Source organism: Cutibacterium porci, from assembly GCF_009696315.1.
In the GTDB taxonomy this organism is placed as follows: domain Bacteria; phylum Actinomycetota; class Actinomycetes; order Propionibacteriales; family Propionibacteriaceae; genus Cutibacterium; species Cutibacterium porci.
In genome coordinates, this window is sequence record NZ_VUMG01000005.1 from 62,856 (window position 1) to 87,722 (window position 24,867).

At 59.3% G+C, this 24,867-nt stretch carries 21 protein-coding genes and 1 pseudogene; 12 read left to right on the forward strand and 10 right to left on the reverse strand.

From position 1 onward, the window contains the following. Positions 1–24: 24 nt before the first annotated feature. Positions 25–1,251: a glucose-1-phosphate adenylyltransferase gene (glgC, locus tag FYJ43_RS11435; protein ID WP_154565011.1), complete on the reverse strand. Its 1,227-nt coding sequence runs from the start codon at positions 1,249–1,251 to the stop codon at positions 25–27. 143 nt (positions 1,252–1,394) lie between these two features. Here glgC and glgA point away from each other — a divergent pair, with 143 nt between their 5' ends. Continuing rightward, positions 1,395–2,579, forward strand: a complete 1,185-nt coding sequence (gene glgA / locus FYJ43_RS11440; RefSeq protein ID WP_154565012.1) for a glycogen synthase — start codon at positions 1,395–1,397, stop codon at positions 2,577–2,579. Positions 2,580–2,635: 56 nt separating this feature from the next. Here the strand turns inward: glgA and FYJ43_RS11445 are convergent, their stop codons facing one another. Genes FYJ43_RS11445 through dapE form a run of 3 tightly spaced genes read right to left on the reverse strand, consistent with a single transcriptional unit; the run spans position 2,636 to position 4,249 of the window. After that, complete coding sequence (locus tag FYJ43_RS11445; RefSeq protein ID WP_154565014.1) at positions 2,636–2,803, reverse strand: DUF3117 domain-containing protein; 168 nt, start codon at positions 2,801–2,803, stop codon at positions 2,636–2,638. 40 nt (positions 2,804–2,843) lie between these two features. After that, positions 2,844–3,149, reverse strand: a complete 306-nt coding sequence (locus tag FYJ43_RS11450) for a DivIVA domain-containing protein (protein WP_154565016.1) — start codon at positions 3,147–3,149, stop codon at positions 2,844–2,846. Beyond that, positions 3,149–4,249 carry a succinyl-diaminopimelate desuccinylase gene (gene dapE, locus FYJ43_RS11455; protein ID WP_154565018.1) on the reverse strand — a complete coding sequence of 367 codons (1,101 nt, stop codon included), beginning with the start codon at positions 4,247–4,249 and terminating at the stop codon, positions 3,149–3,151. The genes FYJ43_RS11450 and dapE overlap by 1 nt, the downstream gene beginning before the upstream one ends. A 178-nt stretch (positions 4,250–4,427) precedes the next feature. On the opposite strand from dapE, the gene dapD reads away from it, so the two are divergent. Together dapD and FYJ43_RS11465 are read left to right on the forward strand one after the other, a co-directional pair. Continuing rightward, positions 4,428–5,390, forward strand: a complete 963-nt coding sequence (gene dapD / locus FYJ43_RS11460) for a 2,3,4,5-tetrahydropyridine-2,6-dicarboxylate N-succinyltransferase (RefSeq protein ID WP_154565020.1) — start codon at positions 4,428–4,430, stop codon at positions 5,388–5,390. Between the two features lies 1 nt (position 5,391). Then, a complete protein-coding gene (locus tag FYJ43_RS11465) occupies positions 5,392–6,324 on the forward strand; it encodes a hypothetical protein (protein WP_229771758.1) in 933 nt (310 codons plus the stop codon). Positions 6,325–6,331: 7 nt separating this feature from the next. On the opposite strand, the gene dapC is transcribed toward FYJ43_RS11465, so the two are convergent. The 4 genes from dapC to FYJ43_RS11485 form a co-directional block, all read right to left on the reverse strand. Continuing rightward, positions 6,332–7,435 (reverse strand): succinyldiaminopimelate transaminase, encoded by a 1,104-nt coding sequence (gene dapC, locus FYJ43_RS11470; protein ID WP_154565022.1) that lies wholly within the window; start codon positions 7,433–7,435, stop codon positions 6,332–6,334. Beyond that, entirely contained in the window at positions 7,432–7,752 is a 321-nt protein-coding gene (gene fdxA, locus FYJ43_RS11475; RefSeq protein WP_326833620.1) for a ferredoxin, read from the reverse strand. Before fdxA ends, dapC begins: the two co-directional genes overlap by 4 nt. A 145-nt stretch (positions 7,753–7,897) precedes the next feature. Next, positions 7,898–9,319, reverse strand: coding sequence for an NAD(P)(+) transhydrogenase (Re/Si-specific) subunit beta (locus FYJ43_RS11480; protein WP_154565024.1), 1,422 nt, complete (start codon positions 9,317–9,319; stop codon positions 7,898–7,900). Between the two features lie 3 nt (positions 9,320–9,322). Next, a complete protein-coding gene (locus FYJ43_RS11485) occupies positions 9,323–10,870 on the reverse strand; it encodes a Re/Si-specific NAD(P)(+) transhydrogenase subunit alpha (protein WP_154565026.1) in 1,548 nt (515 codons plus the stop codon). A gap of 327 nt (positions 10,871–11,197) precedes the next feature. On the opposite strand from FYJ43_RS11485, the gene FYJ43_RS11490 reads away from it, so the two are divergent. After that, positions 11,198–11,698 (forward strand): GNAT family N-acetyltransferase, encoded by a 501-nt coding sequence (locus tag FYJ43_RS11490; RefSeq protein ID WP_154565156.1) that lies wholly within the window; start codon positions 11,198–11,200, stop codon positions 11,696–11,698. A 77-nt stretch (positions 11,699–11,775) separates the two neighbouring features. Then, positions 11,776–12,279, forward strand: coding sequence for a phosphoribosyltransferase (locus tag FYJ43_RS11495; protein ID WP_154565028.1), 504 nt, complete (start codon positions 11,776–11,778; stop codon positions 12,277–12,279). Positions 12,280–12,305: 26 nt separating this feature from the next. Here the strand turns inward: FYJ43_RS11495 and FYJ43_RS11500 are convergent, their stop codons facing one another. Further along, a complete protein-coding gene (locus FYJ43_RS11500) occupies positions 12,306–14,000 on the reverse strand; it encodes a dihydroxyacetone kinase family protein (RefSeq protein WP_154565158.1) in 1,695 nt (564 codons plus the stop codon). Positions 14,001–14,119: 119 nt separating this feature from the next. On the opposite strand from FYJ43_RS11500, the gene FYJ43_RS11505 reads away from it, so the two are divergent. Beyond that, positions 14,120–15,169 (forward strand): alcohol dehydrogenase catalytic domain-containing protein, encoded by a 1,050-nt coding sequence (locus tag FYJ43_RS11505; RefSeq protein WP_154565030.1) that lies wholly within the window; start codon positions 14,120–14,122, stop codon positions 15,167–15,169. Between the two features lie 14 nt (positions 15,170–15,183). Here FYJ43_RS11505 and FYJ43_RS11510 read toward each other — a convergent pair whose 3' ends face one another. Next, complete coding sequence (locus tag FYJ43_RS11510; protein WP_154565032.1) at positions 15,184–18,642, reverse strand: bifunctional proline dehydrogenase/L-glutamate gamma-semialdehyde dehydrogenase; 3,459 nt, start codon at positions 18,640–18,642, stop codon at positions 15,184–15,186. Between the two features lie 85 nt (positions 18,643–18,727). Between FYJ43_RS11510 and FYJ43_RS11515 the strand changes: the two genes are divergently transcribed. From FYJ43_RS11515 to FYJ43_RS11540, 6 genes and pseudogenes are all read left to right on the forward strand, one after another. Beyond that, positions 18,728–20,191 carry a purine-cytosine permease family protein gene (locus FYJ43_RS11515; protein WP_154565034.1) on the forward strand — a complete coding sequence of 488 codons (1,464 nt, stop codon included), beginning with the start codon at positions 18,728–18,730 and terminating at the stop codon, positions 20,189–20,191. Further along, positions 20,188–20,739, forward strand: coding sequence for a cysteine hydrolase family protein (locus tag FYJ43_RS11520; RefSeq protein ID WP_154565036.1), 552 nt, complete (start codon positions 20,188–20,190; stop codon positions 20,737–20,739). The genes FYJ43_RS11515 and FYJ43_RS11520 overlap by 4 nt, the downstream gene beginning before the upstream one ends. Before the next feature lie 116 nt (positions 20,740–20,855). Next, positions 20,856–21,785: a metal ABC transporter solute-binding protein, Zn/Mn family gene (locus tag FYJ43_RS11525; protein ID WP_154565038.1), complete on the forward strand. Its 930-nt coding sequence runs from the start codon at positions 20,856–20,858 to the stop codon at positions 21,783–21,785. 5 nt (positions 21,786–21,790) lie between these two features. After that, entirely contained in the window at positions 21,791–22,648 is an 858-nt protein-coding gene (locus FYJ43_RS11530) for a metal ABC transporter ATP-binding protein (protein WP_326833621.1), read from the forward strand. Between the two features lies 1 nt (position 22,649). Continuing rightward, positions 22,650–23,504, forward strand: a complete 855-nt coding sequence (locus FYJ43_RS11535) for a metal ABC transporter permease (RefSeq protein ID WP_154565042.1) — start codon at positions 22,650–22,652, stop codon at positions 23,502–23,504. A 101-nt stretch (positions 23,505–23,605) separates the two neighbouring features. After that, positions 23,606–24,850: pseudogene (locus FYJ43_RS11540) on the forward strand (esterase-like activity of phytase family protein); the annotation flags it as partial. Between the last annotated feature and the right edge of the window lie 17 nt (positions 24,851–24,867).

Sequence of the window (24,867 nt, forward strand, 5' to 3'; positions counted from 1 at the left end):
TCACGCATTCTGGACGTTACTCGATCAGTAGGGAACGGTAATTCCCTTACCGACCACCGTCACACCACCGGGAGACACAGTGAATCCACGAGCGCGGTCATGGTCATGGTCGACGCCCACTTGGGCGCCGTCAGGAACAATGACATTCTTGTCGAGGATGGCGCGGTGGACCGTCGCGTTAGAGCCAATCGTCACATTATTCATAACAATTGATTCATCAACGCGAGCCCACCTCTCAATGCGGGCACGCGGGCCCAATACCGTCCGGTAAATGTCGGTGCCAGAAATGATGCACCCGGCAGAGACTAGGGTGTCATCGCAGGACCCGCGCATCACAAATTTGGCACCCGGAGCTTGCTCCTGCATTGTCCAGATAGGCCAGTCAGGGTTGTACAGGTTGAACTCCGGCTCGACCGAGACTAGATCCATGTGCGCGTCATGATAGGCGTCAATGGTGCCCACGTCCCGCCAGTAGTCAGCATCCTTTTCAGTGTTGCCGGGAACCTCGTTATCACGGAAGTCATATACCTGCGCATCAGCCGCATTGACGAATCTCGGAATAACGTCGCCACCCATATCGTGCCGCGAATCGGCGCTGTGGGCATCGTCGTGAAGGGCCTGAACCAGGGCCTCGCGGCTAAAAATGTAGTTACCCATCGACGCGAAAGATTCGTCCGGGGCATCCGGAAGACCGGGCGGATCAGCCGGTTTTTCAAGGAACTGGGTTATTTTATGATCCTGGCCAGCATCAATAATCCCGAAGGCAGAGGCGTCCTTTCGTGGCACTCGAATCCCAGCGACGGTACATCCCAACCCGGAATCGATGTGGTATTGAAGCATGGCGTCGACATCCATCCGGTAAATATTGTCGGCACCAAAAACCACGACGTAATCGGGGCTCTGATCGTTAATGAGATTGAGAGACTGATAGATGGCATCCGCGCTTCCCTGATACCACCGCGGCCCCAGACGCTGCTGGGCCGGAACCGGGGTCACATAGGAGCCCAACATGGTCGACATCCGCCACGTGATGGAGATATGACGGTCAAGCGAATGAGACTTGTACTGGGTTAGTACGGCGATCTGGGTGAGGCCCGAGTTCGCCAAGTTGGACAGCACAAAGTCAATAAGCCGATATGTACCGCCAAAGGGAACGGCTGGCTTGGCCCGGTCCATTGTGAGGGGCATGAGGCGTTTGCCTTCGCCCCCGGCGAGGACGATGGATAGAACCTTGGGACGCGTCTTTGCCATGGTCCTCAATCTACCGTCACTCAGCGTCACCGTGGGCAATCGTTACAAGGTCAGCCACACATTGTCGACGAGAGTTTTCGGTCTGTTGGCAGCAACGCAACCCAGCTCCCCCATTGTGGCTGTCTTTGTGGGACGATCAAGCCATGTACGTGTCCGTCCTGACCCGTGAATACCCTCCGACTATCTATGGTGGCGCCGGCGTCCACGTCGCGCAGCTCGTCCCCCAGCTTCGCACTCTCATTGACGTTGATGTGCAGTGCATGGGGGAGCCGCGTGAAGGAGCCACCGCCCACGCCGAGAGCTTCCCCGAAGGCGCGAATGGCGCGCTGCGGGCATTTGGCGCAGACCTGTCCATGGTCAATGCCATCCCAGACGGGGTCGACCTCGTACATTCCCATACCTGGTACGCCAATCTCGCTGGTCTGCTCGCCGGCGTCTTTCACAACGTTCCGCACGTCATTAGCGCTCATTCGTTGGAACCCGACCGTCCGTGGAAGGCTGAGCAACTCGGGGGCGGCTACCGGCTCTCCTCCTGGGCAGAAAAGACCGCCTACGATGCCGCTGACGCCATCATCGCGGTCTCTGACGGTATGCGAACCGACGTCCTGCGTGCCTACCCGGAACTCGATCCTGACAAGGTTCACGTCGTGCGCAATGGGGTCGACACCGACGAATTCCACCCCGTCACCGAAACCGACGTATGCCGTGACATCGGGATGGACCCTGACCGACCCTCAGTGGTCTTCGTCGGGCGCATCACACGCCAAAAGGGATTGATCCACCTGGTACATGCCGCTACAGAGCTTGATCCCGAAACCCAGCTCGTCTTGCTTGCTGGCGCACCTGATACCCCAGAAATTGGCGAACAGTTCAAAGCCGCCTTCGAGGAGGTTCGTTCCAGCCGACAGGCGCCGGTCGTGTGGGTACAGCAGATGCTTCCCCGCCCCTCAGTTCGCCAGGTACTCTCTGCAGCGACGGTCTTCGCCTGTCCATCGGTCTACGAGCCGCTAGGCATCGTCAATCTGGAGGCGATGGCTTGTGCTACGCCGGTGGTGGCATCTCGTGTTGGCGGAATCCCAGAGGTCGTCGTCGACAGGTCGACCGGACATCTCGTCGACGGGGTCCCCACCGACTCATCGACCCCAGCCGAGATCGCAGCCTTCGAAAGCTCTTTCGCTACCGCTATCAACGATCTCACTCGAAACGTGGAACGCGCCAAGGCATTCGGAGCCGCTGGTCGTCAACGTTGCATCGACGAGTTCTCCTGGAGTCGAATCGCCGAGCAGACCGTCGAGGTTTACCGGGCAGCTATCAGACGCCACGGCTGACCTCTCATCTAGCATGATCGTGCCCGGCTCAGCTGAGCCGGGCACGATCATCTGCGTCAGCCGACGACGTCCTTAAGGCACGCGAGTAGTTCTTGGGCTTCGTCTGCGTTGAGTTCAACAACCAGCCGGCCGCCACCTTCGACTGGAACGCGCATGATGATGCCACGACCCTCCTTCGTGACTTCCATGGGACCGTCACCGGTACGGGGCTTCATAGCTGCCATGTCACTCTTCCTCAATCACTGGGCAGTGGTGCAACCCCTATTATTCCGTATCCGGGCGCTTTGCGTCAGTGGTGGACTCATCGACGCTTGTCGAGGCGGGTCGCTGAGCTACCTCCATCTGCGCTGCCAGACGGTCCACAAGCTCGTCGACCTGGCGCATCGAGTAGCCTCTCGCGACCACAGCAAAGCGCGCTCCACGCACATCATCTGCACTCAGATCGCCCTCGGGAAGATCGGGAACAGGACGATCATCGACAACGGCTGGCACTTGTCCGAATTTTCCCGAGGCGGCCAGTACAGCCAGTCCAATGATGACGATGATGCCCCCGCACAGTATCCACACCATCACGACTCTCCTTCGTCACGTGAACCGTCAAGCCAGGACGCCAGTGCCCGAGCACAGTCGTCAAGGCTGGACAATTTGCAGCACTCATCAGCCTTATGGGCGTACATGGCGTCACCGGGGCCAAAGTTAAGGGCCGGGCGGCCCATCTCAAAGAATCGAGCCACATCCGTCCAGCCGTATTTTGGCATCGGCATCGTCGCAACTGAGCGGGCGAAGGATTGAGCCAGCGGCTGATCCAGACCTGGTCGAGCCGGCGAGGACAAGTCCAACACGTCCATCCGCCACCCGGCGAACATGGCGCGCATAAGTTGCTCGGCCTGCTGAGCGGTCTTGTCCGGTGCGAATCGATAGTTGATTTGAACTGTGGCCTCGGGAGGTACCACATTTCCAGCCAGACCCCCCTGCACCATCGTCGCGTTCAGACCCTCCCGATACGTCAACCCGTCAACCTCGACGAGATGATCGCCACTCACCTGCCAATCCGACAAGATGCGCAAAATTGGCAGCAAGTCGTGAATAGCGTTATGCCCAGCCCACGAGCGAGCCGAATGAGCGGCTTGACCCTCAGTTGTCAGGGTGAAACGCATCGTTCCCTGACATCCTCCCTCAATAATGGCGTTCGTGGGCTCCATAAGAATGGCCAGATCGCATTCGAGCAAGCGTGGATCGTGGGATCGCAATCGGAGCAAACCATTGTGCTGCGCAGCAATCTCTTCGGCCTCGTAAAACACCCAGGTGACGTCTCGGCTAGGAGCGGCCAAGGTGGCCGCAAGGTGCAAGCCGACGGCCACTCCTCCCTTCATATCGCAACTTCCTCGACCGACGAGGTAATCGCCGTCACAACGGGTTTCAATGTGGCTGGGAAGGTTATCTGCCACCGGCACGGTATCAAGGTGACCAGCGACAAGGACTCGACTATCCCGATTGAGATGCGTCGCCGCGACGACCGAGTTACCGATTCTCGTGACCGTCAAGTGATCGAATTGACGCAAGGCTGCGTCGATGGCATCAGCGAGTTCCTTCTCATGGAGGCTTTCAGAGCGGATATCTACGATGTCCCGAAACAGAACGTGCAGGTCGCCAGCAAGGTCGAGTTGCATGATCTTCACTGTACTGACTTCGGCTGCGCAAGCGCTCCCCGGAACGTCGTCGTCACCGTACGCTCGGTGACATCTGCGAGGACACTTAAGCGTCAGACCGTATCTCAGTCACCACCGTGAGCCAGTGTGGTCGCTGCGACTGCGCAAGGCGTCTGACCACACAACTAGACTCATGTCCATGACGCAGACGACGACTTTGCAGACTGCCTCGGCTAACCGTCAGGCCTGGGGATGGGGCCTGGCAACTGTCCACGAGGACGGAGACGTGCTGGACACCTGGTATCCCGAGCCTCAGTTGGGTTTCCCCGACGACTCACCTGCCCCTGCTGATCTACAGCGGGTTACTGAAGCCGGCCGTGACGCTATTCGCAATGTCCATACCGAGGTGGTGCGCACGGTCATTGACCTCGACACTGCGCCCACCAGCGTCGCTGACGCGTATCTGCGCTTGCATCTACTGTCATCCCGGTTGGCTGCTCCCCGCACGATCAATCTCGATGGCATCTTCGGTGTGCTGCCAAACAATGCCTGGACAACTATCGGCCCTATCCGCATTGCCGATCTAGAAAAAGCCCGCATGGAAGCTCGCATCGCCCATGCCCCCTTTACCGTCCTTCTCGTCGATAAGTTCCCGCGCATGGTGGATTTTGTCGTCCCCACCGGGGTGCGTATTGGTAACGCCGACCGGGTCCGCCTGGGAGCCCATCTGGCTGAAGGAACCACCGTCATGCACGAGGGGTTCGTGAACTTCAATGCCGGCACGCTGGGCCACTCCATGGTTGAGGGCCGCATCAGTCAAGGTGTCGTCGTCGGGGATGGCACTGATATTGGAGGTGGCGCCTCCATCATGGGGACCCTCTCAGGCGGCGGTAAGGAGCAGGTGACGATTGGTCGCGGCTGCCTACTCGGTGCTGAGGCCGGAATCGGTATTTCCCTGGGCGACAACTGCGTCGTCGAGGCTGGTTTGTATGTCACTGCGGGAACGAAGGTGACGCTTCCTGACGGCACAGTTGTCAAGGCAGCTGAGCTTTCCGGTACTAGCGACATCCTCTACATTCGTGATTCAACGACGGGGATCGTCAAGGCCCTCGGTCGTGGTAACCACACGATCGAACTCAACTCGGATTTGCATCATAACTGACATGACGAAGTCCTCTCCCCGCCGGGCCCAACCCGCCACCACGCGACATCGACGTCGACGTTCCGCCCCTGTACGGTCGATTGCTGCCTTTGTCGTGGTATTGGCGATCCTGGCTGGGTTGGGCTGGGGAGGCTACAAAGTGTGGAAGGCAGTCGACCCGTTCGCCACAACAGAGCCCGAAGGCTGCCGAGTGACAGTCTCAGGCCAGTCCTACGACCTTGACTTAGAACAATCCCAAAACGCTGCCATTATTACCGCTGAGTCAATCCGCCGTGGCCTTCCCGCCCATGCGGCCACCGTCGCGCTGGCGACAGCCATGCAGGAATCGAAGTTGCGCAATATCAACTATGGAGATCGTGACTCCCTCGGGTTGTTTCAGCAGCGACCGTCCCAAGGATGGGGAACTGCCACGCAGATCATGGATCCGTGGTATTCGTCAGGGAAGTTCTACGAAGAACTGGTGAAATTCGGCAATTGGGAAACCATCAGTATCAACGACGCCGCCCAGCAAGTGCAGCGATCAGGCTACCCCGAGGCCTACCGCAAGCATGAATCCCTGGCGAAAGCATGGTCCTCTGCGCTCACTGGCCAGTCCCCCTCAGCGCTGACATGCATCAACAGGTCCACCGAAACGACACGAATCCAAAAACTCACCAGCACAGCACGCAAGGGCCTCGCATCGAAAGTCGCCGTCCAGGCAACTGGATCGACGGTGACATTCACCGCCACTGACCCGACACTCGTGCGAGCAGCCGTGGCGTTGACGATGGCAAGCACGAACCTTGGGCCCATCGACCATGCCACGGTCGCAACGACGAATTGGAAGGCTGATCCTGATCGCTACGCGCCGTGGACAGCAGCCTCTGGCCCCTCAGCGAGTCCGGTCTCCAGCGGGTCGGGCCGGGCCTACGGCACCGTCACCGCTCGCAGCTAGGCGGTGATCAAGCTGTCAGCCGTCGGGCAGCAGCGTTGATTCGCTCGTCAGTGGCCGTCAGCCCAATACGGACATGGTCGGAGCCACCATCGACGTAGAAATCACCGGGGGAACACAGGATGCCCAACGTCGCTAGCCGATCGAGAGTAGCCCGACAATCCTCGCCGTGGGTAGCCCACAGATACAGCGACCCTTCGGAATGGTCGATGCGGAAGCCAGCCTTCTCGAGGGCCGGTTTCAAGACACTGCGACGCAGCCGGTACCGGTTGGCTTGTTCACGCACATGGCAGCGATCTTGCAGTGCCGCCTGCATGGCAGCAATGACTGGGGTTGAGATCATGAGCCCGCAATGCTTGCGCACTGTGAGTAACTCGCTGGTCAGTTCAGGATCTCCAACGACAAAACCGGCACGATAACCGGCCATATTCGACCGTTTGGACATCGACAGACAAGCCAACAAGCCGGTGACGTCACCACCGTTGACCCTCTCGTCAAGAACAGAGACCGACTCGCCTTCCCACACAAACTCGCCATAGCACTCGTCGGAAGCCAGCACAGCTCCCGTGCTGCGCGCCACATCCACCCATGCCTTCATCTCATCTAGGTTGAGGATGCGCCCTGACGGGTTAGCCGGAGAGTTAATCCAGATGAGGTCGGGTGTGACGTCAACCTCGTCGGGCTCATTGACGGCAACGATCTTCGCCCCAGCTAGCTGAGCACCAACCCGGTAGGTCGGGTAGGCACACGCTGGGATGACGACGGTAGAACCTGATCCCACACCAAGTTGACTAGGCAGGGAGGCCACTAGTTCCTTGGTTCCGATGACCGGCAGAACGCTGGTTTCGTCAAGGCTCGCGGGCGCGCCCCAGACACGTTTCATGTGGTCCAGGATTCCGGCCCGTAATGCGGAGGTCCCCCACACTTGTGGGTATCCGTGAGCATCACCGGCTGCCGAAAGCGCATCGGTGACAACACGTGGGGTCGGATCGACCGGCGTACCTACCGACAAGTCAACGATACCGTCGGGATGAGACTCGGCCTTTCCCCTGGCCGCAGCGATGGTGTCCCAAGGGAAAGTAGGCAGGCTGGCAGAGACGCTACGGCGACTCATTCGCCCTGCGGGGGCAAGGCTTGAACAGCCGGATGGTCCTTGTGGGTTGGACCAAGCCGAGCAGCACCGCCCGGAGATCCCAACTCGTTAAAGAACTCGGCGTTGATGTCGAGGAACTTCTCCTGATCGCCAGGCAGGTCGTCCTCGTAGTAAATGGCCTCGACGGGACACACAGGCTCGCACGCTCCGCAATCCACGCATTCTTCGGGGTGAATGTAGAGAGTGCGCTCACCCTCGTAAATGCAGTCGACAGGACACTCCTCGACGCAGGCACGATCCTTGACGTCCACGCAGGGCAGACCAATGACGTAGGTCACGTCTTCTCCTTGTTCCGGCCCTTATACGGGGCCTGATAGACATTCACCGTCATCATAGTGCCGCATCGTGACATCTGCCCTAACACGCACCGACGCCCACAACCGTCGAACGGTCGTGGGCGTCGATTTTGGCTTGAGCAAGCCCTCAGAGAGCAGCTACCAGAGCGTCAACGCTGGCCTTCGCGTCACCGAAGAGCATCCGGGTGTTGTCAGCGAAGAACAGTGGATTCTCTACCCCGGCATATCCGGGCTTCATGGAGCGCTTGAAGACAACTACCTCATTGCCCTCCCACACGTGGAGCACTGGCATACCCGAAATCGGGGTACCGGGATCCATGGCGGCAGGGTTGACGGTGTCGTTAGCACCAATGACCAAGACGACGTCAGCATCAGCAAAATCATCATTGATCTCGTCCATTTCCATGACGATGTCATAGGGGACGTGGGCCTCAGCGAGCAGCACATTCATGTGCCCGGGTAGACGACCGGCCACCGGATGGATGGCGAACTTCACGTCAACACCCTTGTCGCGCAGCTTCTTGGCAAGCTCAGCGACCGGGTATTGGGCCTGGGCCACGGCCATGCCGTATCCGGGAGCAATGATGACCGAGGACGCGTCGGATAGCTGGGCTGCCAACTCATCAGCCTTAATCTCCGTGATTTCACCGGCCGGTCCCTCACCTTCGACTGCCGGAGCGTCACCAAAGCCACCAAGGATGACCGACACGAAGGAGCGGTTCATGGCTTTACACATGATGTAGGACAGGATTGCGCCGGAAAAGCCGACTAAGGCACCGGTGACGATGAGAACTGGAATGTGCAGGCTGAATCCGGAGAAAGCAGCTGTCCAGCCGGAATAGCTGTTCAGCATTGAGATAACAACCGGCATATCCGCGCCACCGATAGCGGCGACGAGGTGGAAGCCGAGGAACAACGAGGCTACGGTCAATATGACAAGCGGTAGCCACGCAATACCACCGGACGCATTGGAGAACCAAATACCACAGATGAGGATGACGACCAGAAGCCCGAGGTTAATCCAGTTGCGCCCCGGTAGAGTCAGCGGCTTCGAGGCAATCTTGCCTGACAGCTTTCCCCACGCCACCAAAGATCCTGTGAACGTCAGCGCACCAATAAAGATGCCAATCCAAATCTCGGAAAGCTGGAAGGTGCTGGCGCCAGTCCCGTCCTCAGCGAAGGCGTTGAATCCGATGAGGACGGCGGCCAAACCGACGAAGGAATGCAGCTGAGCGATGAGCTCAGGCATACCGGTCATCTCGACCTTCAGGGCCTTCCATACACCGAACGCGCCACCAATAAGCATCGGAATGAAGAGCAAAACGATAGATACCGGCGAATATCCAGGCAGCTTAACTAGGGCAACGATCGTCGCGACAATCGCGATGACCATGCCGAGAATGCCGTAGGCATTGCCCTTCTTAGAGGTCTCAAATTTGGACAGACCTGCCAGGGCAAAAATGAACAGTAGACCCGCGACGATGAAGGACGCGTTGACGAAGTTCACCAACGATCCGGCCATCGGAGCAATGAGAAGTGTTGACGTCATGGATCAGGCCTTCCTGAACATCTTGAGCATGCGCTGGGTGACGGTAAAGCCGCCAAAGATGTTGATACTGGCTATGAGCACAGTCAACGCGGCGATAATCCTGATACCCCACGAGTCGCTGCCGAGCTGGGTAATGGCACCGACAATGATGATGCCGCTGATGGCGTTCGTGACACTCATTAGCGGTGTATGCAGTGCGTGGGTGACGTTCCACACAACGTAGTAACCGACGACGACTGCGATGGCGAAAGTGCCGAACAATGCGACAAATTCCATCGGGGAGAAGGTCAGCAGTGCGATAAGCGCGATCGACAGTACTGCGACGATGCCAAAAGTCTGCGGCCACGGACGCGGCGTCTTTTCTGGAATGACCGGAGCACTCGCGGTCTCAGCTTTGGCGACCGGCTTGGGAGCGGCGGCGACCTGTACCGGGGGCGGCGGGAAAGCCACCTGGCCCTCGTGGCACACCGTCATGGTGCGTATAACCTCGTCGTCAAAGTTGAGGACTAGCTCGCCGTTCTTTTCCGGGGTGGCTAGCTTGAGCAAGTTGACGAGGTTAGTGCCGTAGAGCTGGCTAGCTTGGCCGGGTAGACGAGAAGGCAAGTCAGTGTAACCAATGATCGTCACACCGTTATCAGTGACGTAGGACTCACCGGGGTGGGTAAGTTCACAGTTGCCACCGCCGAGAGCAGCAAGGTCCACGATCACGCTGCCGGGTTTCATCGCGGCGACCATCTCAGCGGTGATGAGCTTGGGGGAAGGCTTACCAGGGATGGCAGCGGTGGTGATGATGATGTCGTCTTTACCAGCCTGCTCCATGTACAGCTCGGCAGCGCGGGCGTTGTAGTCGTCGCTCGTTTCCTTGGCGTAGCCGTCAGAGCTGACACCTTGGTCAGAATCTCCGGTTCGCACGTGTAAGAAAGTGGCACCCATCGACTGCACCTGCTCAGCAGTTTCGGGGCGAACGTCGGTGGCATAAACTTCGGCACCCATCGAATTCGCCGCGCCCAGTGCAGCCAGACCAGCCACGCCGGTACCAATGACGAAAACCTTGGCTGGCGGAACTTTGCCTGCCGCAGTGACCTGTCCACCGAAGGTACGCCCATATGCGAAGGCGGCCTCAACGACGGCCCGGTAACCAGAGATATTCGCCATCGAGGACAACGCGTCCATCGACTGCGCGCGCGAAATGCGCGGCACCATGTCCATACTGAGACCGGTGACGCCAGCTGCGGCCAGCTTCTCAGTGAGGGCGAGGTCCTGACGGGGATGCAGGAAGGTGACAAGGACGGATCCCGCGTGCATGGCGGCGATCTGGTCGTCGGTGGGTTCGTTGACGGCCAGCACGAGATCGGCCTGCCACGCCTTCCCCGGTGCAACGATCTTGGCTCCGGCCTTTTCATATGCGTGGTCGGGCAGAGCGGCATGCTCGCCAGCTCCGGACTCGACGACCACGTCGTAGCCGAGTTTTAATAGGGCGGGAACAGTCGTCGGAGTCGCGGCGACCCGGTTCTCACCTGGGAGTGACTCCCGTGGGATTCCGATGATCATGATGGTGACTTTACGGCCAAACGCCCTCACTCACGACATTGGGGTTGCACGTTTCCCCATATTGAGACTCGCCGGAGTGAAAATTGGGTCACTGTTCATCTGGGATTGTCTGTCACATCGCCGCAACGGATCGTGAACGAGGCTCACCGGGACCAGGAGACGGTCTCCCCGGCGGCAAACGCGCACGTGGCTCATCCCACGTGGCCTCTCGGGCCCCTTCTCGTTGACCGCTAGCCGTCAGACTGCAGACCACAACAGCGACTACCAGAGTGTCCCACTAGGCAGATGCCTGACGTCGGCCCCTACGTGACCGCTACTTTACCGTCCATGGACGTCAACATCCGGGACATGGAGGAACGCGATCTTCCCGCCGCAAGCCGCATTTATAACGAACACGCTGTGGCAACGACCTACTCCTACACATCGGTCGACACCACCGTCGAGGACCGGCTGTCATGGTGGCGCGAACAGGTCGCCGATGACAGACCGGTTCTGGTAGCAGAGGTCGACGGAGCCCTGGCGGGGTACGCCAATTACCACCAGTTCCGTACCGGCGGCGGATATGACGTCACTGCAGAGGTGACGATCTGGCTCGATACCCCGGCGCGCGGGCACGGGGTGGGACGCAAGCTCATGACCGAACTCATCCTCCACGCTCGCGCAGATCACCGCCTGCGCAACCTATTATCGGTGATCGATTCGGAGAACGAACGCAGTATCGGGTTCCACTCGGCCATGGGCTTCACTGAGGTCGGACGGCTACCGCACATCGCCTACAAATTCGGGGGCTGGCGCACCGCTGTACTCATGCAGCTAGCTGTGGGCTGACACAGTGCCGTCGATCACGACCCACCAAGAGTCCGAGCTACGCCGGAACGCGGCGCCCGCATGGCTAAGGTTACGCTATGACCGCGTACCATGCTGACGCCAGCGACCTTGAAGACAAGGAAATTCTCACCTGGGAAACCTTCGGTGACGCCACCGATGAATTAGCTCGCCACATCCATGATTCGGGGTTTAATCCCGAGATCCTTATCGCCGTAGCGCGCGGCGGCATGATCCCTGGCGGAGCCCTCACGTACTCCCTCGGGATCAAGCTCACTGACGCCATCAACGTCGAGTTCTACACCGATGTCCAGGAAACCCTTCCTGACCCTGTTTTACTGGCCCCGATGCTCGACACCGAATCCATCAGGAACAAGCGCATCCTGATCGTCGACGACGTCGTCGATTCCGGTCGCACCCTTGCCCTGGTCCTTGATTTGCTGCGCGGTTTTGGCGCCGACGTCCGCTCGGCAGTGCTCTACTCCAAGCCCACGACCATGATCGACCCGGACTTCGTGTGGAAGGCTACCGACAAGTGGATAGTGTTTCCCTGGAGTGCGAAGCCTCCACTCAGTCAACACTGAGCGCGAAGCCTCCACTCAATCAGCACTCACTTCGACAGCACGGATCCGACTGCGACGACAACCTCGTGAAAGGACACTGCTCCCGGATCAGGTGTACCTAGCGATTTCTTCCCCAACGGGCGCGCCCGACCGACCCTGGCCGTCATCTCGGAGGTCGCCTGTGCTGCCACACCGGCGCTATGGCAGGCCGATTCCCACGCCTGCGGCAGCTGGTCTGACGACGACTCGAGGGTCGTCACGAAGGGGTCCATGGCGTCGATCATCGTCTTGTCGCCGACCTTGGCCCCACCCAGCGACGTGACGGCGTCAAGGGCTGCTCGGGTAGCGTGCCGGATGATGTGGTCGTCTGCCGGATCGTCGTCGCCAAGCGCAGCCCCGAAAGCCGTCAGTGCTGCTCCCCACAACGCACCTGAGGTCCCACCGGCATGTTCAGACCATGCCGAACCGGCCGCATTGAGGGTGGTTGCTGCTCCGGCTCCATCCTCTCTCACCCTACGTGCCTCGGCTAGGGCTGCCTGGGAGCCGCGCGTCATGCCAATCCCGTGGTCGCCGTCGCCAGCAACAGAATCGAGGCGACCCAGCTCACTGCTGCACTCCGCCAGTCGCACTGCCACCGCTTCGAGCGCGGTGACAATGGCATCGGCGGTCTCTTGAGAGGCCCGAGACCCCGGATGCACAACCGAGACGTGTTCTGCTGTTTGGGGAAGGGCCGTGGTATCAAGCTCTACCTGGCCGATGACTCCGCGACGGAATGCAGGGGTGTCACATGCGGCCAACCACAGCGGCTCGATGACATCGTCGAGCCAGACGAGGGTCAAGGAGACCCCAGCCATGTCAAGGCTCGTGACGAACTCTCCCACCTGCGGATCGACTATCGTCAGGCCAGCTGCCTCAAGACGACAGCACATGTCATTCCACAATACGAAGAGTTCTTCGTACTTGGTACTGCCCAATCCGTTAACGATCGGCACCACTCGTGTTCCAGCGTTCTCAGGACGATCAGCCAGCAACCCGTCGACAAGCATGGCAGCCACCTCGTCTGCGGTGCCGAGTGCCTCGTCGTGGATGCCCGGCTCACCGTGGATGCCCATGCCCACGCCCATGTGGTGCGGTTTAACCCGGAATAGTGGCTCGTCACCTCCCGGCAAAGTACAACCAGCAAAGGCGACTCCGAAGGAGCGGGTGCGATCGTTGACCCGGTTGAACACCCTAACGACCTCGTCGATATCTCGGCCTTCCTCGCACGCTGCCGCCGTGACCTTGAAAACAGGCAGGTCGCCAGCGATGCCACGGCGTGCCAGGTGATCCTGCGCAGACGCAATATCGTCAGTGACGAGCAGGCAACGCGCATCAATTCCCTCACTGCGGAGTCGCTCTGCCGCCTGTCCGAAATGCAGCACGTCACCGGCATAGTTACCGAAACCAATGAGAACTCCAGCACCTCGATCGGCGGCTTTACACACCGAATAAGCCTGGGAAGCCGAGGGGGAAGAGAAGATATTCCCGCATACCGCACCATCAGCGAAACCTGGACCAACCCACCCGGCGAAGGCTGGGTAGTGGCCCGATCCCCCACCGACGACGAGGGCAACCTTGCGATGAGTACGGGCAGCGCGAACCACTCCTCCGAATACCGGCCTCACATGGCCAGGGAAGGCACTGGCAAAGCCGGCGACCGCCTGAGACGGGAAATCATCAGGATTATCCACAAGTCGTGTCATAGCTAGGTCTCCGATCATCATCGTCGATGGGGGTTTCCTCATATCCGATGATAATTGCAGTCTCCGTGACCTGTCCGGCACCGCGGAAATGCAACACTAGAGCCGTCGAAGGAGATCTCATGACGCACACCATGCCTGCTCTGGTCCTCAATGGCCCTGGGGACGTCCAGCTGGCCGAAAAACCCGTCCCCACCCCCGGCCCGGGTGAGGTCGTGCTGGCCGTCGAAGCGACGACGATTTGTGGCACCGACCTTCGTATCATTTCCGGTGAGAAAACGACCGGAGTGCGGCCAGGCGTCACCCTCGGCCACGAAATCGCGGGCAGGATTGCGTCTCTCGGCGACGGGGTTGAAGGGCTGACCGTGGGGCGGCAGGCGACTGTCTCTATCGTCGTTTCTTGCGGCATCTGTCGGGCATGTCTGGCGGGACAGGAGCACTTGTGCAGCCACTGTGAACTCATCGGATACGGCCTCGACGGTGGGCTGGCACCATGGTTATGTGTACCGGCCCGGGCCGTCTCTCGTGGAAACATCATCCCGGCTACCACTGAGATGCCGGCTACTCGACTAGCCCTGGCAGAACCGCTCTCCTGCGTCCTCAATGGGCACCGCCGTCACGGCGGGGTAAACCCTGGGGAGACCGTCGTCATCATCGGTGGCGGCGCTATAGGTCTGCTCCACACACAGCTCAATGTGGCATGCGGAGCTGGAAAGGTCATCTTGTGCGAGAAGCACGCTGATCGACGCGAACGCGCCGCCGCCATGGGTGCCATTACGACCGGGCCAGATCACCTTTCCGAGGTTGTCGCCGAGCACACCGACGGCTACGGGGCCGATCTCGTCATTGTTGCTATTGGTCGACATGAGTTAGCCGAGGAATCTCTCGATCTTGCCGCCCCCGGAGGGCGAGTGAGTTGGTTCGCCGGTTTCCCCAAAGGGTCAACCGCGACGATCACCCCCAATACGGTGCATTATCAAGAGCTGACCGTCTCTGGAGGGTCGAATGCCCGTCGCGCTGACGTTCACCGAGCAGTCGACATGCTCGGGCGCGCAGATATCGACGAGACCTCTATCGTCACTCATGTTTTCGGCTTGTCCCATTGGAAAGAGGCTGTTGAGGCAGTGCGCGGCCACGCCGGGGTCAAGATCGCTATTGATCCCCGGCGGTAGCTCACACGGAAGCTTCACAGTCTCAGCGACAGGGCCCCGGTATCCGGATTGCCAAATCGGTGTGCTGTCACCGTGACCGACTGCTCCCGCAGGAAGGGCAGAAGTTCGATCTGCGGGGCAGCGGTGACCTCGTTGCACCACAAGGCTAGGTCGGGGTCTCCGTCAGCCTCATCGGCAGCTCGAGCGGGATCGCCGCCGACGAGTCGGACCCGGCCAGCACCCCGGCTGGCGTACCAGTCCTCGTCGCTGGCAGTGGTGACGGCCACCCCGACCGAACGTAACGCGCGGCCTAACCCAGCGTCGATGCCCGGAGCCAAACTCACCGAAACGTCGTTTCCGGCAGCCACAAGGCCAGCGGCAACAACACGAGCGACATCAACCAGCTTGGCGTCGGCGCAACCTCTTATCTGCGTCGACACCGGGCGATACCTCAAAACGTTGCGCTCTCGTTCCAGACCGCCAATGTCAGTTGCGCGTCCAAACCATTCGCCCCACTCGTGGGCATCGCGGGCAACGGCGTCGAGGAGCCACGCGCGTTCGTCGCGAGTCATCAGCCCCTCGACATGCCCAATGAACTGCTCAACCAGAGCACAGGGACGATCGGCCGGGGTCGGAGTCGTCGTCGCAGCTCGTCGCCACGACCCCAGTACCTGTAGATAGTGGTAGCCACCGGCCTTGGCACCTGGGCCGACTGCAGAGCGTTTCCAACCGCCGAAGGGCTGACGACCGACGATAGCTCCCGTAATACCCCGGCTGACGTAGAGGTTTCCAGCCTCGACCCTCTCAGCCCAGAACTCGATCTCGGAGGGGTCCAGAGAGTGCAGACCGGCCGTAAGGCCATAGGCGGTGCCGTTTTGGTATTCGATAGCGGTGGCCAGGTCGGGGGCGTACATAATTCCGGTAATCGGACCGAAATACTCAGTGAGGTGGTACGGGTCACCCGGCTTGATGCCACCCCGCACGCCCGGAGACCAATACCGACCGTCCTCGTCAATACGCACCGGCTGCAATGCCCACACCTGGCCTGGATCGAGCTTGGTCAACCCGTCGAGCAATTTTCCACTGGCAGGCTCGGCAAGCGGACCCATCTGAGAGCGCAGATCGGATGGCGATCCCACCCGAATCGAGGACGCCGCGTCGAGAATTTGGTGGCGCAATCGCTTGGAACGATAAGCCTGCCCCACAAGGATGATGAGAGACGCCGCTGAGCACTTCTGCCCGGCATTGCCAAACGCTGACTTGATGATGTCGGCAGCCGCCAAATCGTAGTCAGCATTCTCGGTAACGATGATGGAGTTCTTGCCGCTAGTCTCCGCCAGCACCGGCAAGTCATGACGCCAGGAGCGGAATAGCTTAGCTGTCTGCCACGCGCCAGTAAGAATGACCCGATCGACCTCCGGGTGACTCACCAAATGTTGACCGACCTCATTTTCCTCAACATCGACAAGCTGCAGGACGTCGCGTGGGATCCCGGCCTGCCACAGACACTCGGCGATGACGGCAGCACAATGGCGGGCTTGTGGGGCGGGCTTGAGAAGTACCGACGATCCAGCGGCCAGGGCTGCCAGGGTGGAACCAGCGGTAATCGAGAGGGCGAAGTTCCATGGCGGTGTAACGACAGTTACTCGCGGCGGCACGAACTGGGCACCATCGACGGCATCGAGCTCCTCAGCTCGGTCGGCATACCAGGCGGCGAAGTCGATCGCTTCGGACACCTCGACGTCACCCTCAGCCACAATCTTGCCAGTTTCAGCGCCAGCCACCGCCAACAAGTCACCGCGTCGGGCGGCAAAAACATGTGTCACCGAGCGCAGTACATCGGCGCGCGCGTGTCCACCACGGTCGGCCCACGCCTGCTGGGCGTCGAGTGCGGTAGCAATGATGGCATCGACCTGACAGGCGCTCTCAATGTGGTTGTCGGCCAGGGTCGACTCTCCCAGCTGACAGTTCTTCATCTTCTCGGCGACCTCATCAGCCCAGCTCCGGATATTCGGCAAGGAGGGGTCGGAATCGGTGGACTGAACAAATCCCTCAGTCAGGTCCGGCACCCGATCGGGTTCTTGCCGACGACGAGGCTGCGGTACGACTCTCGTCACTCCAGCTACAGCGGTGCGGAACCTGGCCTCTTCACGAGCAAAGAGTGTGGAATCGTGACCGAGTTGGAAAACAGCCGACATGAAGTTCTCACTGGCAGCGTTCTCTTCCAGCCGACGCACCAGGTAACTAATCGCCACATCAAAGTGGGCAGGATCGACGACCGGCGTATAGAGCAACAGTCCGCCCACGTCAGCTCCAATGCGCTCAACTTGGTCAGGAGCCATGCCGAGCAGCATCTCGAATTCGACACGATCCCTGACGCCACGACGCTCAGCTAGCAGCTTTGTCAGCGCGATGTCGAACAGATTGTGACCAGCGACTCCGTAGCGCACTGACTGGGTGCGCTCAGGGGTGAGTGCCCAGTCGAGAATCCGTTTGTAATGAGTGTCAGTGGCTAGTTTCGACGGCCACGGCGTCTGCTGCCAGCCGTGAATTTCAGCGTCTACCCTCTCCATCGCAAGATTGGCACCTTTCACCAACCGCACCTTGATGCCCGCTCCACCAGTAGCGGTGCGACGATCAGCCCACTCAACGAGGCCCTGCAGAGCGGCAAGGGAATCGGGAAGGTAGGCCTGCAAGACGATTCCCGCCTCCATGTGGCGCAGCTCCGGGCGATCAAGGAGTTTCTGGAAGACTTCGATCGTCAGATCAAGGTCGTGGTACTCCTCCATATCGAGATTAATAAACTTCGGTGTCGGAGCGTTCGCAGCCAGATGGTACAACGGCAGCAACTGCTCGACGACCTCGTCAACTGTCGCATCATGGGCCCACAGATCAAGCTGATTGACAACGGCGGAAATTTTGATCGACACGTAGTCGACGTCGTCACGAGCCAAGAGAGCCATCGTTCCTTCAAGCCGGGACGCCGCCTCACGATCGCCTAGCACGGCCTCGCCCAAGAGGTTGAGATTAAGCCTGACACCCGTGCGTCGCAGTGCTTTAAGGGTGCGCGTCAGGTGGGCAGGCCGTGCATCGACAACCAGATGGCCCACCAACTGCCGCAATGCATTACGCGCGGCTGGGACGACGACGTCAGGGGCGATGGGAGCCATGCGTCCGCCTGCTCGCACCGCAAGTTGCAACGCACTGGGCAGAAATGAGCAATCTGTCTTGGCTAGCTCGGCAAGATTCGCCGCAGCAGTGCGGGGATCTTCAGGGCGGACAACCCGGTCAATAAAGGCCAGGGTGAAGGGCAAACCAGCCGGGTGAGACAGCACGTCGGACAGTAGGCCTGCAGCGATCTGTGCTCGATTTGTCCGCCGCTTCGATACACCATTGGCGTCTCGTAACCAGGTGTGGACTTGGCTAACTGCCTCGTCAACCAGGTCAGCAGGGCGTGGGGATGGAGAGATCCAAGTATCAGCGTCGATGCTCATGCCACGACTGTAACCCGGACGACCGACAGTGTGACGACGACACGGTGTAAGAATATCGCCGCTAATACTCCCGAGAGGACAGCTCATGACGCAGACCGCTACCGAGCCGAGCACGGAACCACGCGCGGGCATCGAGACGACTGGAATCGAGATCGTCGAAGAATCACAGCGCATCGCCCGGCCCCGTGACCTTTTCCTCCCCTGGTTTGCCTCCAATGTCTCGGTCTTCGGAATGAGTTACGGGGCCTTCATACTGGGATTCGGGGTGTCTTTCTGGCAAGCGATAGCAGCAACCTTAATCGGTGTTATCATCTCTTTCGGCTTCTGCGGAATTATCGCTATCGCTGGCAAGCGCGGCTCCGCACCAACGATGGTGCTGTCTCGGGCCGCTTTCGGTACTCAAGGAAATAAGATCCCCGGGATTATCTCTTGGATGACCTCGATTGGCTGGGAAACATCACTGGCTATTACAGCCGTCTTAGCTACGACAACAATCTTCCACCGCCTAGGTTGGAGCTCCGGTAATTCAGTCAAGGTCTGCGCCACGGTCGTGGTAGCCTTCCTCATTATCGGTGGCGCGGTGGCCGGTTATCACATCATCATGAAATTGCAGGCTTTTTTAACCTGGATTACCGGCATCCTCACTGTGATCTACTTAGCGATGGCGGTCAGCCATATTAACTGGCATGCCGCAACGTCGTTACCTTCGGCGTCCTTCCCAGGTTTCATCGGCGCACTCACCCTCATCATGACCGGCACCGGTCTGGGCTGGACGAATATCGCTGCAGACTGGTCACGGTACCAATCGCGCACATCTCCTGGATTCGCGATCGCCTTTTGGAATGTCTTTGGCGCCTCGTTGCCGCTCATCATTCTCATTACCGGCGGGTTGCTGTTAGCTGCATCGTCAAAGGATCTTTCCGACGCCATTGGGGCCGATCCTATTGGTGCACTGGCGACGATCCTTCCAACTTGGTTTCTCATCCCGTTCCTATTGGCTGCAATCCTCTCGCTATTGGCTGGTGCCATCAACGGCATCTACTCATCTGGACTCACTTTATTGACCCTCGGAATCCGAATCCCACGCCCAGCAGCTTCTCTTATTGACGGGGCAATTCTCACCGCCGGCACGCTGTATGTCGTCTTTGTGGCTCCGAACTTTATTTCTCCTTTCCAGTCTTTTCTGGTGACACTGGGCGTGCCACTTTCAGCATGGACTGGCATCATGATGGCCGATATCACCTTGCGCCGGCGCCCCTATGACGAGGCTGATCTTTTCGACGGTTCTGGACGTTACGGTCGCTTCGACGTCACCTCAATCACGATCTTCATCATCGTTACAGTCATCGGATGGGGGCTAGTCATCAACACCTACGAGGGCGTCAGCTGGAATAATTGGCAGGGATATCTCCTTGGGGTCCTCGGTCTGGGTGGGCGTGAGGGCGATTGGGCCTACGCCAACCTTGGGGTGCTCGGGGCACTGTTCCTCGGCTATATCGCCACCATCATTATCCGGCGCGGCACCGTGCGCCGTCAGGAGTCCCGATGAGTGAACCATGGCTTATTGTCATTGACCCCCAAATGATCTTTGCCTCCCCCACGTCTCCGTGGTGCTGTCCAACTTTTCCCGACATCATCGACCCGATTAATCACATGGCCGCCGCTTTTCGTGGTCGAACTGTCGTGACGCGCTGGATTCCCGCGACGATTCGCCATGGATCGTGGCGCGACTACTTTGACCGCTGGACCTTTGCAGATCGCCCCGCAAGTGACCCGATGTTCAACCTTGCCCACGGCGCTCAAGAATGGGTGGAACGCCCAACTGTCGACGTCACAACCTTTGGCAAGTGGGGATCTCAATTGTCGGCACTCACCGGCGACCATCCACACCTTGTACTCACCGGAGTCTCCACCGACTGCTGCGTCCTCACTACAGCTTTGGCCGCCGCTGATGCTGGCGCTTGGGTGACGGTTGCGTCTGACGCCTGCGCCGGATCTGCACACGATAACCACCGAGCTGCATTAACTGTCATGAATCTGTATGCCCCGCAGATCGACGTCACCACCAGTTCGCGAGTGCTTGAAACCCTGACCTAAGACCGCACGTCCCCAGCTCACGTCATCATCATGACGTCTTTGGCCACCCTAGCTTGCCGATACGCCCCATGAATACGAAAATGGTTATCACTTGCGTACTGGAAAGGGAACACCACATGCATCGTCGTCTTCTGACCCTTGCCGCCATCAGCGCCTGCGCCTTGAGCATGGCCGGTTGCTCCGGCAACTCTGATTCCGGCTCCGCTACCTCGGGCGATTCTTCTGCTGCCGCGTCGGGCACGGTCGATGTCGTCGCATCAACTAACGTCTGGGGGTCGGTCGCCCAGGCGGTCGGTGGGGACAAGGTCAATGTCCATTCCGTCATCAGTAGCCCCGATCAGGACCCGCACGACTATGAGGCAACCGCCAAGGACAAACTCGCCTTCTCGAAAGCCAAGGTCGTCATTGCTAATGGTGGTGGCTACGACGACTGGGCTGCCAACCTCGCCAAGAGCACCGGTTCCCAAGCTGACGTCATTGACGCCGTTGAAACCTCTGGCCTCAAGAAACCCGGCCAACAAGATTTCAACGAGCACGTCTTCTACTCAATCGACAGTGCCCGCAAAGTGGCCAAGGTCGTTGAGTCTGACCTCGTCAAGGCTTCACCAGACAACACGTCCACCTTTGAAAACAACCTCAAGGAGTTCGAGTCCAAGCTCGACGACCTCAAGGCCCGCGCGGGCAAGGTGGGGCAGCAGCACCCCAATAGCACCGCAATTGCTACCGAACCAGTGGTCGGCTATTTGCTCGATGACATGAAGATCAAGAATGTCACCCCCGACGAATTCGTCGAGCAATCTGAAACTGAGGCCGGTCCGTCAACGAAAGTCATCCACGAGACCGCCCAGTTGATCTCCGATAAGAAGGTCTCCATTCTTCTCGTCAACGGTCAAACAAGTGACGACGTCACCAAGGAATTGCAAAAGGCCGCCCAGAGCGCCAAAATCCGGCAGGCTGGGGTCTGGGAAACCTTCCCGACGGGCATCGACAACTACCCAGACTTCATGAGCAACACCATCGACTCCATTGACAAGGGCTTAGCCTGACACTCGTGGCATCACATCGTTTTGACACCGCCGGGGCAACGACGAGGATCGAACCCGCCAGGCTCACTGGCGCCACGGTCGCCTTCGGGGACCGAGTGCTGTGGTCAGGCCTCGACCTTGTTGTCGACCCCGGCGAGTTCATCGCCGTTTTAGGCCCTAACGGGGTTGGCAAGACCACCCTCCTGCGAGTCCTACTGGGGCAAATTGCGCTGACAGCCGGCACCGCTATGGTCGCTGGCCGTCCGGTGCGCCGTGGCTCGACTCACATCGGCTACATCCCGCAGCAGCGTTCCCTCGAGACAACAGCCCCCATCCGTGGCCGTGACCTCGTTGGGATGGGAATTGACGGACACAAGTGGGGATTCGCCCGGTTTAGCCGATCGCGGCGTCGCCGTATTGACGAGGCCATTGCCTCAGTCGGGGCTACTGCCTTCGCTCATGTCCCGCTGACGATGACGTCGGGTGGTGAGCAGCAGCGGCTGCGCATCGCCCAAGCGCTGGTCACCAATCCCCAGTTGCTGCTGTGCGACGAGCCATTGTCAAGCCTCGACTTGCGTCACCAGCAAGACGTCACCCGGCTCATTGATAATGCGTGCCGAACCCGCAATCTCGGGGTGCTCTTCGTTACCCACGAAATCAATCCCGTACTGCCCTACGTCGACCGGGTGGTCTACGTGGCGGGCGGCAAGGTTTGTGTTGGCACTCCCGACGAGGTGTTGCGCTCGGATGTTCTTAGCGAGTTATACGGATCACACGTCGAGGTATTTCATCACGGCGATCGCATCATTGTGCTCGCTGACGAGGAACGCTCCTCCCACCTACACGCCCCAGAAATCTCCGATAAGCCCAAGGAGATAGGCTGACATGGATTTTTCCACGATTATCAATTTCGACAGTTTCAGCCAGTTGGTGCCGCTCGTTCGCGGCTCGATCGTTGCCGGAATCATCCTTGGCGTGCTCGCAGGCCTTATTGGGCCGATGATCCATGCCCGGGACCTGGCATTCGCAGTCCACGGCACGTCGGAGCTTTCCTTCGCAGGCGCTGCGGTAGCCCTGTTCTTTGGGGCGTCAGTGACCAATGGGGCGGTAATCGGGTCTCTCGTGGCTGCCCTCATCTTGGGATTACTAGGCGTCAAGGCAGCCGAGCGCAACGCATCTATCGGCATAATGCTGCCATTCGGCATGGGAATTGGCGTGCTTTTCTTAAGCCTATACAAGGGCCGGTCGTCTAATAAATTCGGACTCCTGACCGGGCAGATCGTTGCGGTCGATACCACGGAATTACGCACCCTAATCACTGTGGCTCTCTTCGTAGCTGTGTGCTTGGGCATCATCTGGAGGCCACTGCTCTTTGCCTCGGTGGATCCAGAAGCTGCCAAGGCACGCGGCGTTCCGATGCGATTCCTGTCGATTGTGTTCATGCTGCTGCTCGGCCTCACCACCGCGATGGCGGTGCAACTCGTCGGCGCTCTGCTGGTCTTAAGCCTCCTCATCACCCCAACAGCCGCTGCCGCGAAAGTCACCGCCCACCCATTAGCGATGTCACTGCTTTCTATTGCATTTGCAACGGTTTCTGCCGTCGGAGGGATCTTGTTGTCCCTGGGGCCAGGATTACCCATTAGCCCCTATGTCACGACGGTGAGCTTCCTCATCTACCTCGTATGTCTAGGCTTGGGAACTCTTCGTCAGCGGCACGGTTGGAGCCGACGAATCATCTGACCGGCGTTGTATACCCAGCTGCGTGATGTTGTCATCTCGGCGTCACCGTCTCGTCATCTCACCACGATGGACTAGGGCGGTACACGTCGAGAGGATGACTCATGCGTCGCTATCTGGCCCTAGGCCTTGCCACTTCCACCTGCGCTGCCGCCCTCGCGAGCCCACTGACGGTTGCCTCGGCCGCACCCATCGACACCGCCATCCAGGTGTACACCGGTGACGCGCCAGTGCTGGCCACACAGCCAGATGGCGTGACAATCACCGATAGTGGATTCGGGTCAGCGTTCGCGCATCGCAATGGCGATCCCGATGACACGTATTACGGCCTGACCGACCGCGGCCCAAATGCAGATTCTGATACTGAAGACGTCAAGATCGAGCCAGTGACCTTCCAGCCTGCGATCGCCAAATTCCGCCTCCAGAATGGCCATATGACATTAGTCAAGCGCATCGGATTGATCGCCAAAGATGGTGTCCCCATGAACGGCGCTGTCAACCCCGAAGCCTCTACCGGCGAAACGATCGTTGACATTAACGGCACAGCAATCGCCCCGTCGCACGCGGGCATTGACTCAGAAGGGCTCGTCGCCGCCCCTGATGGCACCTTCTGGGTCTCCGATGAATATGGCCCCTACGTCGTTCACGTCGACGCTCAAGGCCATGAGATTTCCCGCCTCAAGCCGTTTAACGGCACTCTCCCCCGAGAATTAGCCTTTCGTACCCCCAATCGCGGCATGGAAGGTCTCACCTTGACCCCTGACGGCACGACGCTGGTGGGCGTCATGCAGTCGGCATTGGAAACCCCAGACTTATCAGGCAGCTCCAAGAAAGTCCCCTTTGTCCGCATCGTCACTATCGACGTTGCCAGCGGGAAAACCACAGGACAGTATCTGTACCAATTGCACCTTAGCCAGGCCAAAACCTCTGTCTCGGAAATCACGGCGCTGGGAAATCACACCTTGCTCATCGACGAGCGTGACGGCGATTCTGGCCCGGATACGTTCAAGCGCCTGTATCGCATCGACTTATCCAAGGCGACCAATATCAATGATGCATCGTCGATCCCAGCAGCAACATATAGCGCGTCTAGGGGCGGTCTGCTTGTCGACGGAAAATCGCTTGAGGGTCTCATCTCCGCCAATAAATCAGCTAAAAATAACGAGACGACGGCTACCGAAATCCTTAACTCTCACGGCATCAAGCCGGCTGTCGGTGAATTATACCTTGACGTCACCAAGCTGGTATGGACAGCAGATCCGTCCGGCAAGACGTTCCCCCATGACAAAGTCGAGGGAGTCGCCGTGACTCACGGTGGCGCCACAGTCACCGTGTCCAACGACTCGGACTTCGGCATCAACGGCAT